17 protein-coding genes and 5 tRNA genes are annotated in these 20,490 nt (G+C 61.9%); 17 read left to right on the forward strand and 5 right to left on the reverse strand.

Annotated elements, in window-relative coordinates; all coding sequences use genetic code 11:
* The first annotated feature begins 49 nt into the window (after nucleotides 1-49).
* The gene (locus tag J3350_RS03335) at nucleotides 50-244 is read left to right on the forward strand and encodes a hypothetical protein (protein WP_207685687.1); all 195 of its coding nucleotides are present in this window, start codon (nucleotides 50-52) and stop codon (nucleotides 242-244) included.
* Nucleotides 241-1,011 carry a Cof-type HAD-IIB family hydrolase gene (locus tag J3350_RS03340; RefSeq protein ID WP_207685688.1) on the forward strand — a complete coding sequence of 257 codons (771 nt, stop codon included), beginning with the start codon at nucleotides 241-243 and terminating at the stop codon, nucleotides 1,009-1,011. The genes J3350_RS03335 and J3350_RS03340 overlap by 4 nt, the downstream gene beginning before the upstream one ends.
* Nucleotides 1,012-1,065: 54 nt before the next feature.
* Here the strand turns inward: J3350_RS03340 and gltA are convergent, their stop codons facing one another.
* Entirely contained in the window at nucleotides 1,066-2,460 is a 1,395-nt protein-coding gene (gene gltA / locus J3350_RS03345) for an NADPH-dependent glutamate synthase (RefSeq protein ID WP_118552830.1), read from the reverse strand.
* Between the two features lies 1 nt (nucleotide 2,461).
* Nucleotides 2,462-3,307, reverse strand: a complete 846-nt coding sequence (locus tag J3350_RS03350) for a sulfide/dihydroorotate dehydrogenase-like FAD/NAD-binding protein (RefSeq protein ID WP_097792369.1) — start codon at nucleotides 3,305-3,307, stop codon at nucleotides 2,462-2,464.
* Between the two features lie 338 nt (nucleotides 3,308-3,645).
* Here J3350_RS03350 and J3350_RS03355 point away from each other — a divergent pair.
* The 7 genes from J3350_RS03355 to J3350_RS03385 all read left to right on the forward strand — a co-directional run bounded on the left by J3350_RS03355 (nucleotide 3,646) and on the right by J3350_RS03385 (nucleotide 7,825).
* Nucleotides 3,646-3,721: transfer RNA gene (locus tag J3350_RS03355), tRNA-Gly, on the forward strand.
* A 7-nt stretch (nucleotides 3,722-3,728) separates the two neighbouring features.
* Nucleotides 3,729-3,804 (forward strand) — tRNA-Val (locus J3350_RS03360).
* A 3-nt stretch (nucleotides 3,805-3,807) separates the two neighbouring features.
* Nucleotides 3,808-3,881, forward strand: a tRNA-Asp gene (locus J3350_RS03365).
* A gap of 7 nt (nucleotides 3,882-3,888) precedes the next feature.
* Nucleotides 3,889-3,964, forward strand: a tRNA-Phe gene (locus J3350_RS03370).
* 30 nt (nucleotides 3,965-3,994) lie between these two features.
* Nucleotides 3,995-4,070: transfer RNA gene (locus J3350_RS03375), tRNA-Gly, on the forward strand.
* A gap of 96 nt (nucleotides 4,071-4,166) precedes the next feature.
* On the forward strand, nucleotides 4,167-5,948 hold the full coding sequence (locus J3350_RS03380; RefSeq protein ID WP_207685689.1) for an ABC transporter ATP-binding protein: 1,782 nt from the start codon (nucleotides 4,167-4,169) through the stop codon (nucleotides 5,946-5,948).
* Entirely contained in the window at nucleotides 5,945-7,825 is a 1,881-nt protein-coding gene (locus tag J3350_RS03385; RefSeq protein WP_207685690.1) for an ABC transporter ATP-binding protein, read from the forward strand. Before J3350_RS03380 ends, J3350_RS03385 begins: the two co-directional genes overlap by 4 nt.
* An 80-nt stretch (nucleotides 7,826-7,905) precedes the next feature.
* On the opposite strand, the gene J3350_RS03390 is transcribed toward J3350_RS03385, so the two are convergent.
* From J3350_RS03390 to J3350_RS03400, 3 genes are read right to left on the reverse strand one after another with little or no spacing between them, the layout of a single operon-like run.
* The gene (locus tag J3350_RS03390) at nucleotides 7,906-9,039 is read right to left on the reverse strand and encodes an HD-GYP domain-containing protein (protein WP_207685691.1); all 1,134 of its coding nucleotides are present in this window, start codon (nucleotides 9,037-9,039) and stop codon (nucleotides 7,906-7,908) included.
* A gap of 18 nt (nucleotides 9,040-9,057) precedes the next feature.
* Nucleotides 9,058-10,242, reverse strand: a complete 1,185-nt coding sequence (locus J3350_RS03395; protein ID WP_179859500.1) for an HD-GYP domain-containing protein — start codon at nucleotides 10,240-10,242, stop codon at nucleotides 9,058-9,060.
* 23 nt (nucleotides 10,243-10,265) lie between these two features.
* Entirely contained in the window at nucleotides 10,266-12,218 is a 1,953-nt protein-coding gene (locus J3350_RS03400; RefSeq protein WP_242700113.1) for a glycerophosphoryl diester phosphodiesterase membrane domain-containing protein, read from the reverse strand.
* A 196-nt stretch (nucleotides 12,219-12,414) separates the two neighbouring features.
* Here J3350_RS03400 and J3350_RS03405 point away from each other — a divergent pair, with 196 nt between their 5' ends.
* The 8 genes from J3350_RS03405 to mobB all read left to right on the forward strand — a co-directional run bounded on the left by J3350_RS03405 (nucleotide 12,415) and on the right by mobB (nucleotide 20,476).
* Nucleotides 12,415-12,639, forward strand: coding sequence for a DUF1653 domain-containing protein (locus tag J3350_RS03405; RefSeq protein WP_207685692.1), 225 nt, complete (start codon nucleotides 12,415-12,417; stop codon nucleotides 12,637-12,639).
* 4 nt (nucleotides 12,640-12,643) lie between these two features.
* Entirely contained in the window at nucleotides 12,644-13,402 is a 759-nt protein-coding gene (locus J3350_RS03410) for a formate dehydrogenase accessory sulfurtransferase FdhD (protein ID WP_207685693.1), read from the forward strand.
* A 170-nt stretch (nucleotides 13,403-13,572) separates the two neighbouring features.
* Entirely contained in the window at nucleotides 13,573-14,481 is a 909-nt protein-coding gene (locus J3350_RS03415; RefSeq protein WP_207685694.1) for an FMN-binding protein, read from the forward strand.
* Between the two features lie 21 nt (nucleotides 14,482-14,502).
* Nucleotides 14,503-15,147 carry a ferredoxin-like protein gene (locus J3350_RS03420; protein ID WP_207685695.1) on the forward strand — a complete coding sequence of 215 codons (645 nt, stop codon included), beginning with the start codon at nucleotides 14,503-14,505 and terminating at the stop codon, nucleotides 15,145-15,147.
* A 12-nt stretch (nucleotides 15,148-15,159) separates the two neighbouring features.
* Complete coding sequence (locus tag J3350_RS03425; RefSeq protein WP_207685696.1) at nucleotides 15,160-17,316, forward strand: aldehyde ferredoxin oxidoreductase N-terminal domain-containing protein; 2,157 nt, start codon at nucleotides 15,160-15,162, stop codon at nucleotides 17,314-17,316.
* 27 nt (nucleotides 17,317-17,343) lie between these two features.
* A complete protein-coding gene (locus tag J3350_RS03430) occupies nucleotides 17,344-18,282 on the forward strand; it encodes a hypothetical protein (RefSeq protein ID WP_207685697.1) in 939 nt (312 codons plus the stop codon).
* Between the two features lie 447 nt (nucleotides 18,283-18,729).
* On the forward strand, nucleotides 18,730-19,968 hold the full coding sequence (gene glp, locus J3350_RS03435) for a gephyrin-like molybdotransferase Glp (RefSeq protein ID WP_207685698.1): 1,239 nt from the start codon (nucleotides 18,730-18,732) through the stop codon (nucleotides 19,966-19,968).
* Nucleotides 19,958-20,476 carry a molybdopterin-guanine dinucleotide biosynthesis protein B gene (gene mobB, locus J3350_RS03440; protein WP_207685699.1) on the forward strand — a complete coding sequence of 173 codons (519 nt, stop codon included), beginning with the start codon at nucleotides 19,958-19,960 and terminating at the stop codon, nucleotides 20,474-20,476. The genes glp and mobB overlap by 11 nt, the downstream gene beginning before the upstream one ends.
* The last annotated feature ends 14 nt before the right edge of the window (nucleotides 20,477-20,490 follow it).

A 20,490-nucleotide genomic window follows, 5' to 3' on the forward strand; every position in this document is an offset into this window, starting at 1 on the left:
ACAAAAATAAACGGCAAGATTTGAGCATCTCGCACAAGAAGTGGGATACATGAAACGATTTTGCAGAAAAATGGAGCCGATTCTCACGCAAAACAGCTGGTTTGGAAGCTTTTTTGTGACGGATTTTGACGGAATTGTGGTTTCTGAATTTGAAGGAAAAAGAATCTTTGGCGGGCTGGCTGCGTGTGGTATAATAAAGGGGTTCTATATCTACATCTGCGCAAAAAGAGGAGCGATACGATGAAGCCCAAGATCATCTTTTTTGACATTGACGGCACTCTGGTGCCCCTGAAAGAGAGCATCCGCCCCAGAACAGTGGAAGCTCTGCAAAAACTGCGGCAGAACGGCATCCGGATCTGCATCGCCACAGGCCGTGCCCCCATGGAGGTGCCGAAGTTCGAAGGGGTGACCTTTGATGCACTCCTGACCTACAACGGCTCGTACTGTTTTACGCCGGAGCGCGATATTTTCAAGAACCTCATCCCGAAGGAGGACATTGTGACCCTCCGCCGGAATGCGGCTGCACTGGGGCGGCCCCTTGCACTGGCCACGGACAGCCGTCTGGTGGCCAACGGCACCGAACCGGACCTTGAAGAATACTTTGCCATCGGCGGGGTGAAGCTGGTCGTGGCCGACGACTTTGACGAGGTGGCGCAGGGCGAAGTGTTTCAGGTGCTGATGGGCGGCCGGGAAGAGGAGTACCCCGCCATCCTGAAGGATGTCACCCATGCCAAGATTGCCGCCTGGTGGGACCGCGCAGTGGACATCATCCCGGCCAACGGCGGCAAGGGCATCGCGGTGGAAAGGGTGCTGGAATTTTACGGCATCGACAAGGCCGACAGCATGGCGTTTGGCGACGGAAACAACGACATTGAGATGTTCGGGGCCGTCGGCACCGGCGTCGCCATGGCCAATGCCTCCGACCGGCTGAAAGCCGTTGCCACAGATACCTGCCGTGACGTAAAAGAGGACGGCGTCTACTGGTACTGTCTGGAACACAGCTTGTTCTGAATAAAAAAACAGAGGTGCTGCATCGCAGCACCTCTGTTTTTTTATAGGACCGGTTTACTTATTCTGAATGTACTCGTCGATGGCCTTGGCGGCGGCTTTGCCGGCGCCCATGGCCTTGATGACGGTGGCGGCACCGGTCACGGCGTCGCCGCCGGCATACACGCCCTCACGGCTGGTCTTGCCCTCGTCGCCTTCGGTGACGATGCAGCCGTGCTTGTTGGTCTCCAGACCGGGGGTGGTGGAGCGGATGAGGGGGTTCGGGCTGGTGCCCAGGCTCATGATGACGGTGTCCACGTCCATGGTGAACTCGCTGCCCTTCTTCTCGATGGGGCGGCGGCGGCCGGACGCATCGGGCTCGCCCAGCTCCATCTCCACGCAGGTGATGGCCTTGACGAAGCCCTCGTCGTCGGAAAGAATCTCCACGGGGTTGCACAGGGTCTTGAAGATGATGCCCTCTTCCTCGGCGTGTTCGACCTCCTCCTTCCGGGCAGGCAGCTCAGCCATGCCGCGGCGGTAGACGATGTAGACGGTGTCAGCACCCAGGCGCAGGGCGCTGCGGGCGGCGTCCATGGCGACGTTGCCGCCGCCGACGACGGCGACCTTCTTGCCGGCGCGGATGGGGGTCTTGCTGGTGGGCAGATATGCCTTCATCAGGTTGGAGCGGGTCAGGAACTCGTTGGCGGAGTACACGCCCTTCAGGCTCTCGCCGGGAATGCCCATGAAGCGGGGCAGACCGGCACCGGAACCCACGAAAACGGCCTCATAGCCGTACTCGCCCATCAGCTCGTCGATGGTCAGGACTTTGCCGATGACCATGTTGCACTCGAAGTCCACGCCCATCTTCTTCAGGCCGTCGATCTCCTGCTGGACGATGGCCTTGGGCAGACGGAACTCAGGAATGCCGTACATCAGCACACCGCCCGCCACATGCAGGGCCTCGTACACAGTGACCTTGTAGCCCAGCTTTGCCAGGTCACCTGCGGCGGTCAGACCGGCAGGGCCTGCACCGATGATGGCGACCTTGTGGCCGTTGGATTCGGGCACGATGGGAGCAGTGTGGACGTTCTCACGGTGCCAGTCGGCCACGAAGCGCTCCAGGCGGCCGATGCCCACCGGCTCGTTCTTGATGCCGCGGGTGCACTTGCCCTCACACTGGCTCTCCTGCGGGCAGACACGGCCGCAGACGGCGGGCAGGGAAGAGGAGCGGTTGATGACCTGATACGCGGCCTCAAAGTCGCCCTCGGCCACATGGCCGATGAATTCCGGAATGTCGATGCCGACCGGGCAGCCGGTCTGGCAGGGCTTGTTCTTGCAGTGCACACAGCGCTTTGCCTCGTTCACAGCCATTTCGGCGGTGTAGCCCAGCGCAACTTCCTCAAAGTTCTTGTTGCGGACGTTGGGGTCCTGGGTGGGCATGGGGCACTTTTTCGGGTCCATATTGAAAGCCATCTTACTTTGCCTCCTCAGTCTTGAACAGATTGCAGGCCTTTTCGCGGGCCTTGGCCTCAAAGGGGCGGTACATGGTGCCGCGGGCCATGGCCTCGTCGAAATCCACCAGGTCGCCGTCAAAGTCGGGGCCGTCCACGCAGGCAAACTTGGTCTCGCCGCCCACGGTCAGGCGGCAGCCGCCGCACATGCCGGTGCCGTCGATCATGATGGGGTTCATGGAAACGATGCTCTTCAGGCCGTGCTTCTGGCAGGTCTTGACCACGAATTTCATCATGATGAGCGGGCCGATGGTGATGACCAGGTCGTACTGGTTCCCGGCTGCCACCAGCTCGTCCAGCGCAGCGGTCACGACGCCCTTGGTGCCGTAGCTGCCATCGTCGGTCATGATGCGCAGTTCATCGCTGCAGGCCCGGAACTCGTCTTCGAGGATGAGCAGGTCCTTGCTGCGGAAGCCAACGACGCTGTGGACCACACAGCCCTGCTCGTGCAGCTCGCGGGCAATGGGCAGAGCGATGGCGCAGCCGACGCCGCCGCCCACGACACAGACCTTCTTCAGGCCCTCGGTCTCGGTGGCGCGGCCCAGCGGGCCGACGAAGTCGTGGACGCTGTCGCCTGCGTTCAGGCTGTTCAACTCCATGGTGGTGCCGCCGACGATCTGGAAGATGATGTCCACGGTGCCCTTTTCGCGGTCGTAACCGGCCACGGTCAGGGGGATGCGCTCGCTGTCCTCGAACGGGCGCACAATGATGAACTGGCCCGGCTTTGCCTTTTTGGCAATGAGCGGGGCTTCAATGACCATCTTCGTCACGGTGGGGTTCAGCGCGACTTTTTCTGTGATCTTGTACATTGCGTTAGCTCCTTTTTCTGGCAGAATCTCGGCATGAAAATACGCCTGCCCACCCGCACGGCGGTGCAGACGCAGAAACATGCAGCATTTGACAACTCTATTATAAACTCTTTTATAAGGGAATGCAATTGAATTTTGCTTGTGTCTGCCCCGGCACAGGTGAAGAACGGGCAAAGCCCCGGCCCCCGCGCAGCCATTGTGAAAAAACTTTTCGCGCTGATGGGCTGTTTTTGCAAAAATTGAGCTTTTTTGAAAATTTATGGTTGACAAAGCCCCCGCTGTGCGGTATAATAACCAACGTCGCCGGGAACGAAACCCCGGCACGACACATGAAATGTGCGGCCGTAGCTCATCTGGTAGAGCGCCACCTTGCCAAGGTGGAGGTAGCGAGTTCGAGCCTCGTCGGCCGCTCCATTTATGTGGAAGTTTAGCTCAGCTGGGAGAGCATCTGCCTTACAAGCAGAGGGTCAGCGGTTCGAGCCCGTTAACTTCCACCATGTGGCCCGGTAGCTCAGTTGGTTAGAGCACCAGCCTGTCACGCTGGGGGTCGTCGGTTCGAGCCCGATCCGGGTCGCTTTTATGCCTCTGTAGCTCAGTCGGTAGAGCAGGGGACTGAAAATCCCCGTGTCATTGGTTCGATTCCGATCGGAGGCACCAAAAACCGGTACACGCAAGTGTGCCGCATCTGCGGCCGTAGCTCATCTGGTAGAGCGCCACCTTGCCAAGGTGGAGGTAGCGAGTTCGAGCCTCGTCGGCCGCTCCAGACGAGAAGCCACTGCATCCAATGCGATGCGGTGGCTTTTTTCGCACAGTCGTTCAAAATTGGTTCGGAATCGGAACAGGAGGGGAAAATGCACCTATGATCTTTGGCAAGTATATCAACCGTTACTACCTCAGGTACGCCCCGGCGCTGCTGCTGGGGCTTGCGGCGCTGCTGACGGTGGACTACATCCAGCTGCTCATCCCGCAGCTGTACCGCCTGGTCATCAACGGCATGAACCTGGGGCAGGTGGTGGTGGGCGGCGAGACGCTGGCTTTCACCAAAGAGGTGCTGCTGCAGCACATCTGCCGGCCCATGATCTGGATCGTGGTCCTGATGGTCATCGGGCGCTTTTTGTGGCGCGTCTGCTTCTTCGGCTCGGCCGTGCGGGTCACGGCAAATCTGCGCGAGCGGATGTTCGACCACAGCCGCAAGCTCTCGCAGCAGTATTATCAGGTGAACAAGGTCGGCAACCTGATGAGCCTGTACACCAATGACCTCGACACCATCCAGGAGTGCTTCGGCGATGGTGTGCTGATGTTCTTCGACGCACTGACGCTGGGCCTGCTGGCCCTGTATAAGATGTGGCGGATGGACGTCCGGCTGACGATGCTCGCCCTCATCCCGGCCCTCATGATGTTCCTCATCGGTACGCTGATGAGCCGGGTGATGACCCGGCGCTGGGAGGAACGCCAGCAGGCCTTCTCGGATCTTTCTGACTTTGCGCAGGAGAACTTTTCCGGCATCGCAGTCATCAAGGCCTTCGTCAAGGAGCTGAAAGAGCTGCTGGCTTTCCGGAAGCTGAACAAGGAGAACGAGGAGATCAACGTCACCTACACCAAGATCGCCACCCTGCTGGAAGTCCTCGTGACCCTCTTCGTCGAGTCGGTCATCTGCATCATCCTGGGCTACGGCGGCTATCTGGTCTACTGCGGCCGGTTCAATGCAGGCCAGCTCGTGGAGTACATCGGCTACTTCGAAGCCATCGTCTGGCCCATCATGGCCGTGTCCATGCTCATCGAGAAGACCTCCCGCGGCAAGGCGTCCCTCAACCGGATCACCGAGCTGCTGGATGCCCCCATCGACGTGGCCGACCGCCCCGGTGTGCCCGACCTGAAGGACCCGAAGGGCGCCATCGAGTTCCGGGACCTGACCTTCCGCTACCCGGACGGCGAGTTCGACGTGCTCAAGAACATTTCCTTCAAAATTGAACCCGGCGAGAGCGTGGGCATCGTGGGCAAGACCGGTGCGGGCAAGACCGCGCTGGTGGACTTGCTGCTCCGCACCTACAATGTGCCGGACGGCACCCTCTTCGTGGACGGGCAGGATGTGAACCGCGTGTCCATCCACTCGGTGCGCAATGCCTGCGCCTATGTGCCGCAGGAGAACTTCCTCTTCTCGGACACCATCGCCCACAACATCGCATTCGGCGTGGATGACGCCACCCAGGAGGACATCGAGCGGGCCGCCAGCCTGGCCGATGTGCGGGACAACATCGTGGACTTCAAGGACGGCTACGAGACTGTCCTCGGCGAACGCGGCGTCACCGTTTCCGGCGGGCAGAAGCAGCGCATCTCCATTGCGCGCGCCCTGCTGAAGGATGCGCCCATCCTCATTCTGGATGACTCCGTCTCGGCGGTGGATACCCGGACGGAGAAGATCATTCTGGACAACCTGAAGGCCAGCCGGGCAGGGAAGACCACCCTGCTCATCGCCCATCGCATTTCCACGGTGGAGCGGCTGGATAAGATCATCTTCCTCGAAGACGGCTGCGTCGAGGCCGTTGGCCCCCACGACGCACTCTATGCCTCCTGCGAGGAATACCGCCGCATGGTCGATCTGCAGCGGCTGGAAGACGAAACGGGAGGTGACGAGGCATGAGCTGGAATCCGCTTTTGCTGGTGGGCGCGGTCATCGGCGTCATCACCGCGCTGCTCATCGCTGCCTATGTCGGCGTGAAGGATAAGAAGACCTCCATGGGCTTCGAGCGCAACATGGACGACGGTGAGATCCTGCGCCGCCTGGCCGGGTATGCCCGGCCCTATCTGGGCCGATTCGTCCTCGTGGGCTTTCTGATGCTCTTCTCCATCGCCTACGACATCGTTTCGCCCCTCATCGTGGGCCGCATCGAAGAGCTGGTCGTCGGCGAGTTTGAGCTGAACGCCCTCTTTGCGGGGGTGGCCGTGTATGCGGGCGTGCTGGTCTTTTCCATGGCCAGCACCTATTTGCAGGCCGTGATCTTGCAGCGGGTGGGCCAGCGCATCATCTCCGACCTGCGCGAGGACCTCTTCACCCACATCGAGTCCCTCTCCCATGAGCAGCTGAACGAGATCCCCGTGGGCAAGCTGGTCACCCGTGTGACCAACGACACCAACGCCATCTCGATGATGTTCACCAATCTGCTGGTGCAGCTGACCAAGAACTGCTTCGTCATCCTGGGCATCCTCATCGCGATGATCTGCCTGAACTACGAGCTGACCCTGATGGTGCTCTGCTTTGTGCCCTTCATCGTGCTCTTCACGGTCATCTTCCGCAAGTTCTCCCGCCGGGCCAACCGCAAGCTCAAGAACGCGACCACCGATATCAACACCTATCTTTCCGAGAACCTGTCCGGCATCAAGGTCACCCAGATCTTTGGCCGCGAGGACGAGAAGATGGCGGACTTCCGCAAAAAGAGCCAGAATCTGGCCCGGGCCAATCAGGAGCAGATCTTCGTGTTCAGTGTGTTCCGTCCGCTGGTGTATATGCTCTACATCAGCTCCATCCTCTGCCTGTTCTATCTGGGCGGCATGGGCTACCTGAACAACGTCAGCTTTCTGGGCCAGACCATTTCCAGCGGCACGGTCGTTACCTTTTATATGTACATCTCCAAGTTCTTCACCCCCATCCAGAACCTGGCCGAGCAGTTCAACTGGCTGCAATCGGCGCTGGCCTCGTCGGAGAAGGTCTTCTCCATCATGGACCTGCAGCCGAAGATGGTGGATGCCCCCGATGCCATCGAGCTGGACGAAGTGAAGGGCGAGATCGAGTTCCGCGACGTCTGGTTCAGCTATGTCCCCGGCGAGTGGGTGCTGCAGGGCGTCTCCTTCCACGTTGACCCCCGCGAGACCGTCGCCTTCGTCGGCTCCACCGGCTCCGGTAAGAGCACGATCCTCTCCCTCATCTGCCGCAACTACGAGTTCCAGAAGGGTGAGATCCTGATCGACGGCATCGACATCCGGAAGATCAAGATTTCCTCGCTGCGCCGCCACTTCGGCCAGATGCTGCAAGATGTGTTCCTCTTCTCCGGCACCATCCGCAGCAATATCGTCCTGCGGGAAGAGGGCATTTCGGACGACGAGATCCTGGAGGTCTGCCGCTACGTCAACGCCGACAAGTTCATCGCAAAGCTCGACCACGGCCTGGACGAGGAAGTCCGCGAGCGCGGCAACAACTTCTCGGCCGGTCAGCGCCAGCTGCTCAGCTTTGCCCGCACCATCATCCACAAGCCCAGCGTGATGATCCTGGACGAGGCCACCGCCAACATCGACACCGAGACCGAGCTGCTCATTCAGGACTCGCTGGAAAAGATGCGCACCGTCGGCACCATGCTCATCGTGGCGCACCGTCTGTCCACCATCCAGCATGCGGACAACATCATCGTCCTCTCCCACGGCAAGATTCTGGAGCAGGGCACCCATCAGCAGCTTCTGGCCAACCACGGCCGGTACTATCAGCTCTATATGCTGCAGTATCACAAAGAGCAGCTGAGCCAGTGACCACCGCCCCTGCCCGGCAGAGCCTCTGAACAAAACAGGAACCCCCTCTTCTGCGTTTTCTACGGAAGAGGGGGTTCGTTTCATTGCAGCAGCGTTTTCATTGCTTCGACACACACCGGATCAAACTCCGTCCCGGCGCGGGCGGTGAGGGCCGCGGCGATCTCGGCGTCCGTCTCGTCCCAGCGGCGGTGGCGGTCGGTGAAGTCCGCCACGGCAAGGATGCGGGCCAGCAGGGGGATCTCCTCGCCCCGCAGGCCGGTGCAGTAGCCGGTGCCGTCGTACCACTCCCGGTGGAAGCGTACCGTCTCGGCCACCCGGTCTACGATCTGAAGCTGCAAAATGATGGCATAGCCCCGCTCTACATAGGTCTGGTAAAGCTGGAACTGCTCCTCGGTCAGCTGCCGGTTCTGCAGCACAGCGTCCGGCAGGCCGACGGCCCCCACCTCATGCAGCAGGCCCGCATAGTAGCCGTCCCGGCAAGCCGTTTCGTCCAGCCCCATCCGGCGGGCAAGCTCCTGCGTCAGCGCGGCCACCTGTTCGCAGTGCAGGTCCACTTCCGGCACTTTGGAGCTGAGGGCGCTGTACATGGCCGTGATGACCTTGAGCGACATCTCCGAGAGCCTGGCCCGCTCGGCGTCGATGCGCGCCTGCAGAATGACGTGCTGCTGCAGCTTTTCCACCCAGTAGCGCTGGATGAAGAAGGTGATGATGTAGGCGATGCCCAGAATGCAGAGGAACAGGAAGGGCAGGCGGGGCACAAAATCCGCCCCATAGCGGGCGGCGGGGTCTGCCACAAGGACACCCTGCAGGCAGAGCATGACGCCCGTCAGCCCCAGCAGACTGAAGGGAGCACTGCCCGCGATGCCCAGGATGAACACATTGCAGAACAGGTAGATGAGCAGGAAAAAGACGCTGAAATACCCAATGGAAGCCTTCCAGAATAGCACAAAACAGCAGACGAGCATCACGGCAGAGGTGACGTAATCGTCCGCGCGGCTGTGTTGGCGGGGGAAAGGTACCAGATCGACGCCGATGGCCAGCAGCATGGCTCCAAGCAGGGCGTAGAACTGGGCTGGGGCTCCATACCACAGCGCCACCGGCAGCTGCACCAGCCAGAGCAGCCCCAAGACCCCTTTGGTATAGAATGCCAGCTCCGGGTCCTGGTAGTGGATGCGGATGGTCTGGAGCAAAAAGGGAAAAAACGAGCGTTTCATAGGCAGTTCCTCCGGGGGTCAGGCCAGCGGGATGCCGCCGGTCTTCAGCAGGTCGATGACCGCATCGGCCACTTCGGGCGAAAACTGGGTGCCGCGGCCCCGTTCAAATTCAGAGAGGATGTAGTCGAGGTCGCAGCGCTTGCGGTAGCAGCGATTGGAGCTCATGGCGTCCAGTGCGTCGGCTGCGGCGATGACCCACACCATGCGGGGCAGGTCTTCGCCCATCAGCCCGGCGGGGTAGCCGGTGCCGTCGTACCGCTCGTGGTGGTAGCTGGCCCCCAGGTCGGCCTGGGGCAGAAATTCCAGCCCGGCCAGTATTTTTTTGCCCCACAGGGTATGCTGCCGCATCACATCGATCTCCGCATCCGTCAGGCGGCTGGATTTGTTGAGGATGGCATCCGGCACGGCGATCTTGCCGATGTCGTGGAGCAGGGCGCTCCGGTAAAGCCGCTCCAACTCCTCTTCGGAGAGAGTGGGGTCCAGATGCTTTGCAATGATGCGGGAATACTGCGCCACCCGGCGGGAGTGCTCGGAGGTGTAGTGGTCCTTCTCGTCGATCATCTGGTTGATGGCGGCCACCGAGCTGAGGATCAGCTTTTGTGCCTTGCCCATGGTGGCCTGCACTTCGGCCTCCATCTCCTGCTCGGTCTGCTCCCGGCGGATGCGGTAGGATTTATAAAACAGGTCGGCCACCACCATGGCCAGCAGGAACTCCCAGTAGAAGACCGGGTAGTAGATGCGGTAATCCCTGGGGTAGGCGTTGGCCAGCCGCTCCGGGGAGCCCCAGAGCAGTACCATGGCGCACAGCCCATAGGCCGAGCAGATCGGCACCGCCTGCTTCAGGCCAAGTTGGATGAGCAGGATGGCGGGCAGCAGGAAGAGCCACAGGGTCTGGAAGCCGTCGTTTTCGTTCGAGACAAAGCTGCACAGACTCATCAGAACGATGAGAACGGCCCCCGCAAGGACGGTGCGCTTCGGGTGCCGCACATGGGAGAGCAGCAGCGATACCCCGAACAGCGTCAGGCAGATGAACAAGGTGGAGACAAAGACGATGGGGCGGTCAAAGCTGTTGTAGCTCAGGTTCAGCATCACCAGCACCACCGCAGACCAGAGCAGGATGCAGCGCATACAGGCACTGTTGATGGGGGCCGTTTCTTCGTAGCGGCAGACATCGGCGACCAGATCGCGGATTCGTTGGAACATGGCGGGCCTCCTTTTGGCGGGGATCATGCGGCATCCAGGAACTCTTCCGGGTCCTCGATGACATCTTCGATGACATCCTCCGCTGCGTCCGAAACTTCTTCGTCCGGGGCAGGGAAGAACCAGCCCTGGATCGCATCGCGGAGCGAGAGCAGAGTGGTATCCATCTCGGCATTCTGGCGCAGCAGCTCATGCACCAGGTCGGGCTTGTCGGTGATGAGGTCGTCTGCGCCTAGCTCCATCATGTGGCGGGCATCGTCCTCCTGGGCGATGGTCCAGGCCGAGATGGTCTTGCCGCGCAGGTGGATCTGGTTGACCATGCCGGAGGTGATGAACGTATGCTCCACGCTGAAAAAGTCGGCATCCGGCAGATCGTAGTAGTTGCCGACGCCCAGCGCCAGAATGTAGCCGGTGGGGATATCCGGGGCCAGCTCCTTGACTTTGTGCAGCGTCTCATAGCTCTGCGAGGTGATGACGCAGTGCCCCTCGAAACCGTACGCCCGAAGCAGGCGGACGGTCTCGGCTTCCAGCGTCGGGGTGGCGGCGCTGGGCTTGATCTCCACGTTCAGGTCGATGCGGCCCTGACAGAGCTGCAGCACTTCCTCAAACGAGGGGATGCGCGTCCCGGCAAAGCGGGCGCTGAACCAGCGGCCCGCGTCCAGCGTTTCGATCTCCGCAAAGGTTAGGTCGTACACCTTGGCATTTTTGCCAGTGCAGCGCTTCAGGCTGGTGTCGTGGGTCACGACCACCACGCCGTCCCGGCTCATCTGAACATCCAGTTCGATGCGGTCGCCGCCCTTCCGGATGGCAGACCGGAAGGCGGGGATGGTGTTTTCCGGGGCAATGGAGCAGTCGCCGCGGTGGTAGGTGACAAGGGGTGTCACACCGCCCACCGCCGAGAGCAGGGCGTCATCCTGGGGCAGGCTGAGCAGATAGACCGTGGCGGCGCAGCTCGCGAGGGTGACGCCTGCCACAAGAGCCGTCAGCAGCAGGCGGCCGCTACGGCGGGCGGGCTTATGATCCGGCGGCACGTCCGGCTGGGGCGAGCCCTGTATCCGGAAGTAGAGCAGACCGAGGATGGTGCACTGGGCCACAGTGACCCGGCAGTCCAGCAGAAAGCCGAAGAAGGGAAGCTCCACCAGCTGCAGTGCGCGGGAGAGCAGCAGCATGGCGCGGGTGCTTTCCAGCCCCACCAGCGCCGCGATGCCGTACAGCAGGGCAGCGGCCAGCGCAAAGAGCAGGCCGGTGCGCAGCAGCACTCCGATGTTCCACCGGGCCAGCGCAGTCAGGACTTCGCAGAACCGCCGCTTCACACAGCGGCAGCTCTCTTTTACGGCGGAGCCGAACGGTTTGCGTTCCAGCATGAACAGGGGCAGCACCAGAGCAAAGAAGACGGTCAGCAGCACAACGGCCAGAATGCCTGCCCCATACAGCGCCAGAATGCCCGGCTTTGCCCGGATGACGCCCAGGATATATTCGGGTACGGCCAGCTGGGTGATGTAGCTGGCGGTGACGTACATGTCCGTGAACGGGATGAGGAGCACACAGTAGAGCAGGATGGGCCAGTTTTTCGGGTGCAGCACGTGGCGGATGTCCGCGAGGGAGACCCGGAACAGGGCGGGCAGACCGGAAGACTCCCCCCGGCGGGCCCGGTCCAGCCCGTGCAGCACGATGGAAAATTCATACAGATTCCAGAGCGCCACCAGAATGGCGATGAGCGCGATGCCGCCCAGAATGCTGGGGGCCGTAAAGATCTGGTGCGCGTTGGTGTTCGTCAGGTAGTTCACCGGCGAAACGCGGAGCGTCAGGCTCCAGATGCCCCGCATGGCGGGGAGGAACACAAGCTCGGTGAGGAGCTTATACAGTATGATGGCGGTGATGAGGGCAGTTTCGGCCCGCCGGACGAGGGCCTGTGTTTCCTGCCGAAGCGCCCGGTAAGCGGCATTTGCCTGCCGCAGGGTGCGGTTGGAACGGCTCAATAAGATCTCACCTCGGTTGAAAGATCCGTTTTTTCAGAACGTTATATATTTAATAAGTAGTATACCACAAAAAACGGCAAAAGAAAACGACTCTTCCCGACCGTTTTGCCCAAAATTTGAGGCGATTTTTCTGGCATCTTTTCAGCGGAGCGGAATCATGATACAATAAGAAAAACATCAGCAGGAGGAAAACGGGATGGAATTCCATTATGAGATCAGGCCCGGCCGCTACCGGCATTTCAAGGGCCGGGAATACGAAGTGCTGGGCATGGCACACCACAGCGAGACCGAAGAAGAACTGGTGGTCTACCGCACCCTCTATGGAGACCACGACCTCTGGGTGCGCCCGGTGGCCATGTGGTGCGAGACCGTGGAGCGGGACGGAAGAGTTCAACCCCGCTTTGCCTACATCGGGGAGTGAGCGGATGAAGATCGTAGACCGTTTTGGGAGCCGGCCGGGGGCCGAGCTGGTCCGCCTGCCGCAGGGCGGGGAACGGCTGCTGGCCGTTGAACACGCCGCAGCCCTCCTCGTCAACGAGCAGACGGCGTTCCGGGTGGTGTGCACCCCGGAGCTTCTGCCGCAGCTGGCGCTGGGCCGCCTGCTGACCGAAGGGTGGATCGCCTCCGCCGACGAGGTCGAGCAGGTGGCCGTCTGCGCTGAGGGGCTCAAGGTCAGCGTCCACCTGACCCACCCGCTGGCCGCGGCCCCCGCCGTCGGGCAGGAGGTGCCGAGCTGCTGCACCGACAACCTGACCGTGGCCTCTCCGGTGGTACTCCGCCCGCTGGCCCCGGTGCCGCAGTTGGAAGTGCCGGAGGCCTGGGTCGGGACGCTGGCCGCAGCCATGGGCGGGGAACTGCCGCTCTACCGCGCCACCCGCGCCGTGCACAGCTGTTTTCTGCTGCGGGCGGGCCGCATCCTGTACCAGTGCGAGGATCTGGGCCGCCACAATGCGCTCGACAAAGCCGTCGGCTGCGCACTGGCGGACGGAGTGCCGCTGGGGGAGTGCGTCCTTTACACCAGCGGCCGGGTGCCGGTGGATATGGTACGCAAGGCCATCCGCGCCGGTGTTCCCGCCCTCGTCAGCAAGACGATGCCCACCGTTCAGTCGGTGGAGCTGGCGGAAGAATACGGATTGAGGCTGCTCATCCAAAAGAAGAACGAATTTCACGCAAGAATTTCGTGAAGGTTCCATAAAAATCTGGAAAATCAAGCGGGTATACGTTGACTAACCTGTGCGGATGATGTTATTCTTATAACGAAGATACCGTTCGGCACTGTTGCAGCAGGCTGAGCGGCTGTTTTTCGTGCATGGAAGCTCTCCGTGCATGACGATAAGAATAGGCAGGTGAAACAATGAAGCAGGCAAATCATGCGCCGCAGCCGTTGTGGCGCAGACGGCTGCCGGGCTATGCCGCCATGGGCGCGGCCACACTGGCAATGGCGCTGGGTCTGCATGGGTTGATGAGTGCCCGCACCACGGTGGCAGGCACCCTTCTGCCCCTGGCAGATGCCGACGCCGCTACCTATGGCATCCGCGCGGTGTACCAGCTGGACGAGAACACCTATTATGTGGTGGGCGCCCAGAAGGGCTTCCAGAGCGACGTAGAGGCAGGCGTGACCCTTGACAGCACGGGCAATGTGCAGAGTGTTGCCATCCTGGCGCAGGGCGAGACCGACAACCTCGGTGCCCAGTGCGTAGACCCGGAGTTCACGTCCCAGTACCAGGGCGCAGCTCCCTTCGCGCTGGCAGGCAAGGCTTACACGGTGACCGACCCGGCCACCGGCACGAGCTATGCCGCCGCAGGCAGCAGCGAAACAGAAGCCCCCGCAGAGGATTTTGACCCGGCCAACTGGCGGGTCAGCGATGCTTCCCCGGAGGCCGAGGCCACCCGTAAGATGTACGAGGCGGGCCTCACGCTCTCGGCTCTGAACGGCCAGCCGCTGGACGACGAGCTGGCACCTCCGCTGGATTCCAGCGCTGAGGCTGTGGCACGCCGCAAGCTCTATGCGGCAGGCCTGAGCAAGAGCGCACAGGACGGCGAGGACCAGGCATCGCCCTTTGCAGACTGGTCGGCAGAAAAACAGGCGGCCTACCGTCTGGAACAGGCCGAACTGACGACTTCCGGTGAGGACGCCGGTGCCGCCAGCGCCGACCTGACCGAAGTGGATGCACTGACGGGGGCAACGATCACCTCGACCGCCGTGACGAACATCGTCAACAACAGTTATTTCTATGTGACCGAAGTGCTCAGCGCAGAGTAACTTCACGGAGGAATGGAACCTATGGCAAAAACCGATTTCCTGACAGCGGATATGACCCGCCGTCAATTCATGAAAATTTCGGGCAAAAGCCTTGCAGGGCTGAGCCTTTCCGCATCCATGCTGTCGCTGTTCGGCTGCTCGCAGCAGCAGGTCGATGCCGGCGCAGTGGCGACCTGGGCGCTGCCCCAGGGCCTGCTGGTCGTCAACGCAGACCTGTGCACCGGCTGCCAGCGCTGCGAGATCAACTGCACCCTGACCAACGACGGCGTCTGCTCTTCCTACATCAGCCGCGTCAAGATCCAGCGCCGCCTGAATCTGGACGGCGACGGCAACGGTCTGCTGTCCGGCACCGACAACTGCTTTGTCTACTTCCCGGACACCTGCCGCCAGTGTGAGGACCCTGCCTGCGGCAACGCCTGCCCGCAGAAGGCCATCACCACCAACGATCAGGGCATCCGCGTCGTGGATACCGACAAGTGCATCGGCTGTGGTGCCTGCCACGAGGCCTGCCCCTGGCACATGCCCACCGTCAACCCGGAGACCGGCAAGTCGTCCAAGTGCATCGCCTGCGGTGCCTGCGTCGCAGGCTGCCCGTCCGGCGCTCTGTCCATCGTGGATTGGGACGCCGTCACCAGCGCAGCACAGGCTGCCTACATGGACCTGTAAGGAGGAAAAACAATGGCTGAATCTTATGGCTGGGCAGGCAAGCTCCTGCGTGTCAATCTGACCACCGGCGAGATCACGACGGAGGATGACACCCAATACCATAAATACATCGGCGGTATGGGCATGGCCTACCGCATCATGTACGACGAGGCTCCCATGGACCTCGACCCCTATGACGAAAAGGCACTGGTCATCTTCGGTGTCGGCCCTCTGACCGGTTCCGGTGTGCCCTGCTCTGGCCGCATGAACGTGACCTTCCGTTCTACCTGGTCCAAGGGCAAGTCCATCATCGATGCACACATGGGCGGCCACATCGGCCCCATGCTGAAGTATGCCGGCTACGACGGCATCATCATCAGCGGCATCTCCGAAAAGCCCGTCTACCTGCGCATCGAGGACGGCGACGTCTCTCTGGAAGATGCCAGCGCGATCTGGGGCAAGGGTACCTTTGCTGCCAACAAGTGGATGGTGGAGCAGAACGGCCGTGAGTTCGAGACTGCTTCCATCGGCCCCGCCGGTGAGAATCTGGTGGATTACTCCACCCTGAACACCAGCTTCGGCAACTCCGGCGGTGCCGGTCTGGGCGCTGCCATGGGCAACAAGAAGCTCAAGGGCCTGGCCATCCGCGGTACCGGCAGCGTCAAGGTGGCTGACCCCAAGAAGGTGCTGGAGCTGTCCAACTACATGATGGGCAACCTGATCGGCGGCAACAACAACCACAACGTGCCCGCACAGCCCCAGAGCTGGGCGGAGTACAGCGCCACCTCCGGCAAGAACCGCTGGTCCGGCGCACCCGGCCGCATGTGGAAAAAGGCCCCCGGCGGCCCCGTGGATACCGGCGAGCAGCCCTACAATGATATCAACAAGGTGGCGCTGCGCTGCTTCAAGGGCTACTTTGACTTCGGCGCACCGGCTGCAGAGTACACCGTGAAGAACGGCGGCTGCTCTTCCTGCCCCATCCGCTGCTACACCGAGTACGATGTGGACCCGCTGGCCGATTACGACCTGCCTACCCACAACTCCAACACCTGCATGCCCGTGCTGTACGGCACCCGCGTGTACCCGGACGGCGTCCATGACTTCAAGTACGAGGGCGACGGCACCATGGTCATCAATCTGGCCTGGGCTCACGCTGTGGACGATATGGGCCTGTGGGACAACTACGGCAACCTGAACCGCGATCTGCTGTGGATCCTGCGGATGCCCCGCGAGGAGGCCACCCAGTACATCAGCGAGGAAGAGTACGATTCGCTGCCCTGGTCCTGGGAGAAGGCCGGTGACCCCCGCTGGGAGGTCGAGCTCATCCGCCGCATGGCCTACGGCGAGGGCGACCTGTCGGTCATCGCCAAGGGTACGCTGGCTATGATGGAAAAGTTCGGCCTGCCCAAGAGCTGGTTGGATCGCGACGATGGTGCAACCAACTCCAACCTGATCTACAACGGCTTCCCCAACCACCACGGCCCTGCTGAGGCATGGCAGGTTGGTATGCTGTACAACCTCGTTTACAACCGTGACTGCATGATCCACGAGATCGTCTGCGAGACCGGTTCCGGCGCTCCGTATGAAGTGACCAAGAAGGTCATGGAAGACTTCTTCGGCGAGGGCTGCTACGACAAGGCCAAGAGCTACACCCCCATCAACGAGAACAAGGCAAAGCTGGCGGCTTACTGCGTCAACGATAAGAACTTCCACGACTCTGCCACCCTCTGCAACTGGATGTGGCCCATGACCCAGTCTCCCTCCAAGGAGCGTGAGTACCACGGCGACCTGGATCTGCAGGCAGACTTTATGACTGCTGTTACCGGCGAGACCTACACCCAGGCAGGCCTGCAGGAGGCCGGCGAGCGCATCACCCAGATGCTCCGCGCCATGACCGCCATCAGCTTCCAGAACAACTGCGGCAGTGCAAACCTGCGCCAGGAGCACGACGCTATCTGCGACTGGGTCTTCGACAAGGAGCCGGATTTCAAGGCATTCGAGGCCGGCACCACCAAGCTGGACCGCGCGGATATGGAAAAGGCCAAGGATCTGTTCTACAATATCTTTGGCTGGGATCTGACCACCGGTGTGCCCACCCGCGAGACTCTGGAGAAGTTCGACCTGGCCGATATGGCCGACGACCTCGAAAAGCGCGGCATTTATGCCCAGACCACCGAGGCCGCTGAGTAAAATCCCACAGAAACGAGGAAATTTGCCATGTTGTTTGGCAGACGCAAACCCGGCTATACCACCACTGTGGATGGCGCAGCCGACCCCGAACAGGTCGTGCTGGATCTGCAGAAGGCGGAGATGGCCGCAAAGAAAAAGCCCAAGGCGGAGGTGTTCAGCATCGACGCCGCCAGCGAGACCGCCCGCCGCCTGAAAGAGACGGGCAGCACCTTCGATGGCAGCGCCGCCAAGGCGGGCGAGGACGTGATGGCTGTGGTGGAGCGCGAGACCAGCGAGCTGGCTGCAAAGCAGCAGGCCGCCGAGGCCGCGCCCGAAGCCGCTGAGGCCCCCGCTGTGCCGGAAGGCATCGACGCGGCCGACGCCAAGCCGGAGCTGCTGGACTTTCTGGCCGCTGCCCCTGATGCGGAGAACGACCCCTACGCAGACCAGCCCACCAAAACGGCTCCGGAACTGCCGGAGCTGACCCCGGCGCAGCAGCTGGCAGGGTTCATCCGCTCCCGCTCGGCGGCCGCTCTGGTCACGGCACATGCCCAGCTGGCCTCGGAGGTGGAAAACGCCGACGAGCTGCTGGCCCAGATGCCGCAGGACCCCCAGTGTGAGGACATCGTCTCCCGCACCGGTGCCAAGGACACCTACTACTATTCCAGCGCCAACATGAGCGATAACTACGCGATGATCGCGCAGCTCATTGAGGACCGAGACCTGTGTGTGATGTTCGCGGAGATGGTGCGGTTCAATGCCCGCATCTACCCCAGCGCCACCCCGCTGCGCTACTTCCAGCGCTCCCCCTACGGCCTTGCGCCGGACGAGATCGAGCAGACCTGGAAGACCATGCAGGGCAGGCCGGAGTTTGCGGACATCGAGGAGCTGACCAACAACCAGAACGAGCGGTTCCTCTTTTCCACCCAGTATCTCACCCGCCGCTACGCCAAAGCCATCAGCGATGTGGATGAGTTCTGCGATTAAACATTCCAGATCAAAACTGAATAGGGTATAAGAGCTTCTTTGAGCAAAGGCGTCTAAACCCGCAGGGCACTGACGCCGCGCCGCAATGCTAAGGGCCTGCATCGCAGACCGGCATTCAAGGGTGGCAGGGGAAACCCGGCCGCCTTCCCGCAGAAGAAACGCTGCAATTTGAAAAAAAGAACTCCTCCCATCGACCCGACATCGGGGCCACCCTGCGCACGGCTGCTGCAACAGCCCGCGCGGAGCGAGTCCCGCCCGGCACAGCTGTCTGCAAACAGCCGCGCGGGGTGTGCGTCGTGTTTTCTGCGGGGGCGTTTTGATTTCCGGTCAAGACGTCCCCGCATTTTTTACCTGCCGTTTGAAAACGATGGAACCCGCCGAGGGGCATACTGTCCGGGCCATAGCGGACGGCGGCTCTCTGCGGGATAAAATGGAGGATATTTTTCGATGAAACAGCCTTTTTGTGCGCCTGCCGAGGCGCTGCGCCGTGTGCTGGATGCCGCGGCGGCACTGCCCCGGCCTGCGGTCGAGAATGTCGGGCTGGACGAGGCCTGCGGACGGATCGCCGCTGCGCCGCTCTGCGCCCGGATGGACCAGCCCCCCTTTGACCGGAGCCCGCTGGACGGCTACGCGCTGCACAGCGCCGACACTGCCGGGGCCGGAGAGATGACCCCCAAAGCCCTGCCGGTGGTGATGAAGCTCTATGCCGGGGATGCCCCCACGGCAGAGCTGCCTGTCGGCTGCGCGGCCCGCATCATGACCGGTGCGCCGCTGCCCGCCGGGGCCGACTGCGTCCTGATGCAGGAGAAGACCGACGGTGGGGAAGAGACCGTGCGCATCTACGCCGAACTTTCCCACAACGCGAACGTGGTCTTCCGGGGCGAGGACATCGCCGCCGGAGCGCTGGTTGCCGAAGCAGGCACGGTGCTCACGCCTGCCCACCTCGGCGTGCTGGCCGGGCAGGGTTATGCCGAAGTGCCGGTGTACAAGCCGCTCACCATCGGTGTGCTGGCCACCGGCAGCGAGCTTCTGGCCCCCGGAGAGTCTTGGGTGCCCGGCAAGATCTACGACGCCAACGGCATCCAGAATGCGGCCCGCCTGCGCCAGCTGGGATTCGCCGTCCGCCGCCGCCACTGCTCGGACGACCCGGCCCGCATCGCCGCCGAGCTGGAAGAACTGCTCACCGGGTGTGATGCCGTCATCACCAGCGGCGGCGTGTCGGTCGGGCAGAAGGATTATCTGCCCGTAGTGCTGGAAATGCTGGGCACCCGAAGCATTTTTGCGGGGGTCGCCCAGAAGCCCGGCAGCCCGATGCTGGCCGCAGAGGTCGAGGGAAAACTCGTGTTCTGCCTGTCGGGCAATCCCTTTGCCGCCGCAGCCACTCTGGAACAATACGTCGTCCCGGCCCTGCTGCGGGCCGCCGGGCGGCAGGAGGAAGCCTGCATCCTGCCCCGCACCCGCCGCACCCTGACCACCGGCTTTTCCAAGCCCAGCAAGGGGAACCGCTACCTGCGGGCCAGAGCGTCGGGCGGCACCGTTGCCATCCCCGGCGAGGGCAACACCGAGGCCCATTCGTCCGGCAGCCTGTCGGCCATGATCGGCTGCAATTCTTTGGTGGAGCTGCCTGCTGGCAGCGGCCCGGTGGAGCCGGGCGAGGAAGTGGAGGTGCTTTCCTTTGTATACTGAACGCAAAGAGGCTCTGGCCGCAGAGCTGAGCCTGAAACACCCGGCGGTGCTTGCCGTCAGCGGGGTGCACAACAGCGGCAAGACCACCCTTTTGGAAAAGCTCATCCCGCTGCTGCGGGCGCGGGGGCTGAAGGTGGGCGTCATCAAACACGACGGCCACGATTTCACCCCCGATGTCCCCGGCACCGACAGCTTCCGCCTGCGCGAAGCCGGAGCCGAGGGCGTGGCTGTCTTTTCCGGGCAGCGCTATCTGCTCACGGAAGCGTTCCGCCTCACCGAACAGGATCTGCTGGCTCTGTTCGAGCGCCATGGCTATGATCTGGTGCTGATGGAGGGCTTCAAGGAGAGCGGCTGGCCCAAGATCGAAGTCGTGCGCAGCGCCATCTCCAACGAACCGGCCTCCTTTGAGCCGCTGGCCATCGTGGGCGATGTGCCGGGCGCGGATTTTGCACTGGACGAGCCGGAGGCACTGGCCGACTGGATCGCAGCCCAGATGCCCGCGCTGTGAGGAAGAGAGGAAAG

Origin of the sequence: Faecalibacterium sp. Marseille-Q3530 (assembly GCF_017377625.1) — a bacterium.
GTDB classification, from domain to species: Bacteria; Bacillota; Clostridia; order Oscillospirales; family Ruminococcaceae; genus Faecalibacterium; species Faecalibacterium prausnitzii_E.

Coding starts and splice junctions, on each gene's coding strand:
- J3350_RS03335 (WP_207685687.1), top strand. CDS start 50: ATGAAACGATTTTGCAGAAAAATGGAGCCGATTCTCACGCAAAACAGC.
- J3350_RS03340 (WP_207685688.1), top strand. CDS start 241: ATGAAGCCCAAGATCATCTTTTTTGACATTGACGGCACTCTGGTGCCC.
- gltA (WP_118552830.1), bottom strand. CDS start 2,460: ATGGCTTTCAATATGGACCCGAAAAAGTGCCCCATGCCCACCCAGGAC.
- J3350_RS03350 (WP_097792369.1), bottom strand. CDS start 3,307: ATGTACAAGATCACAGAAAAAGTCGCGCTGAACCCCACCGTGACGAAG.
- J3350_RS03380 (WP_207685689.1), top strand. CDS start 4,167: ATGATCTTTGGCAAGTATATCAACCGTTACTACCTCAGGTACGCCCCG.
- J3350_RS03385 (WP_207685690.1), top strand. CDS start 5,945: ATGAGCTGGAATCCGCTTTTGCTGGTGGGCGCGGTCATCGGCGTCATC.
- J3350_RS03390 (WP_207685691.1), bottom strand. CDS start 9,039: ATGAAACGCTCGTTTTTTCCCTTTTTGCTCCAGACCATCCGCATCCAC.
- J3350_RS03395 (WP_179859500.1), bottom strand. CDS start 10,242: ATGTTCCAACGAATCCGCGATCTGGTCGCCGATGTCTGCCGCTACGAA.
- J3350_RS03405 (WP_207685692.1), top strand. CDS start 12,415: ATGGAATTCCATTATGAGATCAGGCCCGGCCGCTACCGGCATTTCAAG.
- J3350_RS03410 (WP_207685693.1), top strand. CDS start 12,644: ATGAAGATCGTAGACCGTTTTGGGAGCCGGCCGGGGGCCGAGCTGGTC.
- J3350_RS03415 (WP_207685694.1), top strand. CDS start 13,573: ATGAAGCAGGCAAATCATGCGCCGCAGCCGTTGTGGCGCAGACGGCTG.
- J3350_RS03420 (WP_207685695.1), top strand. CDS start 14,503: ATGGCAAAAACCGATTTCCTGACAGCGGATATGACCCGCCGTCAATTC.
- J3350_RS03425 (WP_207685696.1), top strand. CDS start 15,160: ATGGCTGAATCTTATGGCTGGGCAGGCAAGCTCCTGCGTGTCAATCTG.
- J3350_RS03430 (WP_207685697.1), top strand. CDS start 17,344: ATGTTGTTTGGCAGACGCAAACCCGGCTATACCACCACTGTGGATGGC.
- glp (WP_207685698.1), top strand. CDS start 18,730: ATGAAACAGCCTTTTTGTGCGCCTGCCGAGGCGCTGCGCCGTGTGCTG.